Below are 4,762 nucleotides of genomic sequence, written 5' to 3'. Positions count from 1 at the left end.
CGTGGGCTAGATTCGCGACTCCACAAGTTCCTGACCGCCGCGACCGACAACCCGGTCGGGCTCCCTACCTGGCCTCATCACGAAAGAAGGTTCCACACATGATCGGTTTTCTCGTTGCAGGTCTCGTCATCGGGGCACTCGCACGACTTATCAAGCCCCGTAAGCAGAACCTCAGCTTGCTGGCCACCCTTGGGCTCGGCCTCGTTGGCTCACTCATCGGCGGCCTCATCGCCCAGCTCTTCGGAACAGGCGGCATCTTCGAGCTCAACATCATTGGGTTCGTGCTGGCTGTCATCGCCGCAGTGCTCCTGATAGGAGTGGCCGAAGAAGTGACGGGAAGAAATAAGAACGCTGTCTGACGGTTCAGCCCCGCAATGGCGCCCAGAGGAAGAGGCGAGCCAGTACGAGCGCGAGTCGTCGCGCACGCCAACGTCAGGCTATCGATTAGCCGGCGCGAGAGGTCGTACTGACTGAGCGCCGATGGAACTGCAGCGTCATATGACCCAGATTGCCGCCTCGTGCCCCTGAGCCGAACTAGGGCCTTGCGGATGCCTCTGGGACTGCTCGGTTCCGCAGTCGTTCTACATCCTGAAGGGCCGTGTACGCGGTCATATACCCGCCTTCGGTCTTGTCTGACAGACGCTCGAACTCTCTGGCAGGCGCGCTGATGCTTTGTCTCGTGACATGGATCAGGTCGTCCCGGTCTTCTCCATCGCAACGGTGACCTGCAGCAACCTGTTCTCGGCTTGGTGTAAATCGTCTGTAGTGTTCATAAGTCCTCTTGACCCAGCCCGCCAACCAACGGCGCCTCCAAGTAGGCCTCACCTCCGGATCTTCACATGTTCGTCCGTCCCGCACGGCGTGCATCTGTGTGTGTTGCTGGACCGTTGACGGGCGTGGTGGGGACCAATGACTCTGATTCACCTGTCCGCGACCCTGCGAATGTGGGGATAAGGGCGGGATGCGCCCGTCGCGAAACATCGGAGGATGTCATGAGCAGCAATAGGTATCCCGCGTATATGGCAGCTATTTTGGTGGGCGGCGCCATTGCGATTTGGGCCGGCCTTCCACCGTTCCTTCTGATCGTCTTGGTGGCCTGCCCTTTGATGATGTTCTTCATGATGCGCGGAATGCGCGGCGACACGTCAGATACGTCCCACCGTGGGGAGCGCGGATCATCTCCCACGGATGTAGGAGATTCCGGAGGATCGCACGAACATTTCGACCGTCCTTGACGCATCCCTGGAACGGCTCTCGAATCGAAACTCTCGACCTTCGGGCACGCCCGGTGCAACTGGTTGCACGAAAGTCTCGAAGATGTTGAAAGTGGGCACAGATGAAGCAACTCGATGACTCGACCGACAGTGCGGTGATGGAGCTCGATGGCATCCAGTGGGCCTCACAGAGGAACGCAGTGGAGGCCGAGTTGGGCCGTCGACCGGGGGTGCTCACGGTGGAGGCGAACCCGGCTGCTCAGACTGCGACGGTGACATTTGACCCGGGCGTCACCAGCGTGGAGGAGATTTCAGGGTGGATCAAGGAATGCGGCTACCACTGCCGTGGGGAGTCCGTGCCGGATCACGTGTGCGCACCGGCCGTCGCTGAAGACGTTTCAGCGACCAGACCCATCCCGGTCCCTGAACACGAGCACCACGCCGGACATGACATGGGCGCCATGGGAGGGGCCGGGGATCGCCAGGGCAGTCCGGCGGATGTGATGGGTCACGGTGGTCATGGTGAGATGTCGATGGGCTCAATGATCCGCGACATGCGGAACCGGTTTGTGGTCGCGTTGGCCTTCGGTGTCGTGATCACGTTGTGGTCGATGATCGGGCGCGATGTGCTGGACTTCTCGGTTCCGGCGCCGTTCGGACTGCGCGATGATGTGTTCCAGCTGATCTTGAGCCTGCCGGTGATCTTCTATTCCGCACAGGTGTTCTTCGCCGGCGCGTTCAGCGCATTGCGGGCCCGGACGCTCGACATGATGGTGCTTGTCGCGGTGGCCGTGGGAGCCGGCTGGGTCTACTCGGTCGGGGTGACCGTGACCGGTGGCGGTGATGTGTTCTATGAGGCCGCGACCATTCTGACGGCGTTCGTTCTGCTGGGGCACTACTTCGAGATGCGCGCCCGTGGGGGAGCCAACGAAGCGGTTCGTGCGTTGCTCAAGCTGGCGCCACCAGTGGCGCTCGTGCTGCGGGACGGTGAACCGGTGGAGATCCCGACCGACCAGGTGGTCGTCGGTGACCTTCTGTTGATCCGTCCGGGTTCAAAAATCGCCTCCGACGGCGTGGTCGAGGACGGGGAGAGTGACGTTGACGAGTCCACTGTGACCGGGGAGAGCCTCCCGGTGCACAAGCGTCCGGGCGATGAGGTCGTGGGCGCCACCATCAACATCGGCGGCACACTGCGGGTTCGTGCCAGCAAGGTCGGCGCGGACACGGCCTTGGCCCAGATCGTCAAGCTCGTACAGGAGGCGCAGAACTCCAAAGCACCAGGGCAGAGACTGGCCGACCGTGCCGCGTTCTGGCTGGTGCTCGTGGCTCTGGTCGGCGGGGTGGGCACGTTCGTGGTGTGGCTCCTGGCCGGTGCCACGGTGAGCGTGGCACTCCTGTTCGCGATCACTGTTGTGGTCGTGACATGCCCGGATGCGCTGGGGCTGGCTACCCCGACGGCGATCATGGTCGGCACCGGACTAGGCGCCGCTCGTGGCGTGTTGTTCAAGAACGCCACTGCCATCGAAACGTCCAAGAAGATCGACGTGGTGGTGATGGACAAGACCGGCACACTGACCCTGGGTGCGCCGGAGGTCACCGATCTGATTGTCGACGGGATGGTCGAGAACGACGCACTGGCCCTGATCGCGGCCGTCGAGCGCGAGTCTGAGCATCCACTGGCCGAGGCAGTGGTCCGCCGCTCCGACGCTGCTGGTGCCCAACGCCTCACCGCCCGGGACTTCGTGAACGTCGCCGGTCAGGGCGCGACAGCGACGGTGGACAACCACCGGGTCGCCGTGGGAAACCTGCGACTGATGGTGGCTGAGTCTGCCGACCTCGGATCGCTCGGCGCCCGGCAGCAGGAGCTCGCAGCCGGGGGCAAGACGGCAGCGCTCGCGGCAATCGACGGCCGCGTAGTCGCGGTGATCGGTCTGGCTGACGCCGTACGGCCCACCTCCGCTTCCGCTGTCACAGAGCTGCGCGAGCTGGGCGTGGAAGTCGTCATGCTCACGGGTGACAACGCCGCGACTGCCGAACGCATCGCAGCACAGCTGGGTGTTACATCAGTCATCGCCGAAGTGCTGCCGGGGGACAAGGCAGCGAAGGTCAAAGAGCTCATGGCTTCGGGGCGCCGGGTGGCGATGGTCGGCGACGGAGTCAACGATGCCCCCGCGCTGGCACAGGCCGACCTTGGGATCGCGATCGGTGCCGGCACCGACGTCGCGGTCGAGACTGCTGACGTCGTCCTGATGCGTTCAGATCCGCTCGATGTTGCGGTAGCGCTGCGAATCGGGCGCGGCACGGTGCGCAAGATGAAGCAAAATCTCTTCTGGGCAGTGGGCTACAACAGCGTCGCCCTACCCATTGCCGCGGGGGTCTTCGAGCCGGCCTTCGGTCTGGTGCTCCGCCCGGAGATCGCAGCCATCACCATGGCCGGATCGAGCTTCCTGGTCGCCGTGAACGCGCTCACCCTCAAACGACTCAAGCTGCCCCGACCACCAGCGGTGCCGCCGCTCCCAGTGTCGAAGGAGCCAGTGGCCTCTTCTGACACGCATGGCGGAGCCCACGCGCACTGACCAGGCGCCGAAGCCCGACCATCAGACCACCATCGACAGTGAATCGCACATTCGTTGCGGCGACCGCTCGCTTCGTGGCAAGAGGATCTCTGATTGCGGTGTCCAGCTTGCTCGTTATCGCCGCCTTGGTGGCGATGACGACGTTGGTCTCCGTGTGGTGCTTCTAGGCCTCAGTGCTGCGTGCTGAATGTCGCTGAGCACGCTAGTTGAGGACGCTGGGCCGCCGTAAGAGATGGAGCCTTTCGACTGGCGGGTGCGGGACGTAGTCCTCTGCATGGCAGGCGCGTCCTCGGCGAGATTGGGAGCAGCACACATCCGAGGAGCACCCGATGCCTGATCAACAGAGACCAACTGCCTACCTAACGCCCGATGGGTCTGGCCACGGCAGCCACGCAGAACCCCGCGCGCAGGACGGTCACCCGGTGTCAGCGACAGGCTCGGACCATCGCGAGGCGGGCGCCAACATCGGCCAGTCGACTGGCCCTCTCCGCAGAAGCCGTTTCGCAACAGTTTGGCGCGCGGCTTCCGCCGTCGTCGGGACCCTGTTAGGACTTCTCCCGCATGTGTTGCACCACGCAGGTCTCATCTTCGGCGCTGCACTGGTGACGGGCGCGGGAGGCAACCTGCTGTTCGGCATCTTGGGTCTGCTCTTCTCCGTGCCGCTACTCCACCGACTCTACGCACGATTCAACACCTGGAAAGCACCCGCGATCGCGCTCGCCATCTTCGTCGTCATGTTCTCGCTGTCTGCCTTCGTCATCGGCCCAGCCATCTCAGACGACTCTTCCGGGGACACCCCGTCGCGGATACAGACACCAGACCACAGCCAACACGCCGGGCACTGAAGGGCTGTCCAACAACATCAACTGGACGATGGGTACCGCACCACGCAGGCGAAGCGAGTCGTCGCCGCAGTTTCGATGACCGCGGCGCAAAGCGCATCGGGTGCGCTGGCCGATGTCCTGGTCGCGG

The 4,762-nt window shown here is 63.6% G+C and carries 4 protein-coding genes; all 4 read left to right on the top strand.

All coding sequences use genetic code 11. The features are described from left to right. Positions 1-98: 98 nt before the first annotated feature. The 4 genes from H7290_RS11640 to H7290_RS11630 all read left to right on the top strand — a co-directional run bounded on the left by H7290_RS11640 (position 99) and on the right by H7290_RS11630 (position 4,635). A complete protein-coding gene (locus tag H7290_RS11640; protein WP_290514183.1) occupies positions 99-359 on the top strand; it encodes a GlsB/YeaQ/YmgE family stress response membrane protein in 261 nt (86 codons plus the stop codon). Between the two features lie 480 nt (positions 360-839). Continuing rightward, positions 840-1,235, top strand: coding sequence for a DUF2933 domain-containing protein (locus H7290_RS21350; RefSeq protein WP_366927629.1), 396 nt, complete (start codon positions 840-842; stop codon positions 1,233-1,235). 101 nt (positions 1,236-1,336) lie between these two features. Beyond that, the gene (locus H7290_RS11635; RefSeq protein ID WP_290514182.1) at positions 1,337-3,790 is read left to right on the top strand and encodes a cation-translocating P-type ATPase; all 2,454 of its coding nucleotides are present in this window, start codon (positions 1,337-1,339) and stop codon (positions 3,788-3,790) included. A gap of 563 nt (positions 3,791-4,353) precedes the next feature. Beyond that, on the top strand, positions 4,354-4,635 hold the full coding sequence (locus H7290_RS11630; RefSeq protein WP_290514181.1) for a hypothetical protein: 282 nt from the start codon (positions 4,354-4,356) through the stop codon (positions 4,633-4,635). Positions 4,636-4,762 lie beyond the last annotated feature (127 nt).

The organism is Aeromicrobium sp., from assembly GCF_014378035.1.
In the GTDB taxonomy this organism is placed as follows: Bacteria; Actinomycetota; Actinomycetes; order Propionibacteriales; family Nocardioidaceae; genus Aeromicrobium.
Note: the sequence above shows the minus strand (reverse complement) of the source record. Positions and strands in the feature narration are given on the sequence as shown.

What these genes read in the sequence shown, in the direction of transcription:
- H7290_RS11640 (WP_290514183.1), top strand. Translation starts at nt 99, where the DNA reads ATGATCGGTTTTCTCGTTGCAGGTCTCGTCATCGGGGCACTCGCACGA.
- H7290_RS11635 (WP_290514182.1), top strand. Translation starts at nt 1,337, where the DNA reads ATGAAGCAACTCGATGACTCGACCGACAGTGCGGTGATGGAGCTCGAT.
- H7290_RS21350 (WP_366927629.1), top strand. Translation starts at nt 840, where the DNA reads ATGTTCGTCCGTCCCGCACGGCGTGCATCTGTGTGTGTTGCTGGACCG.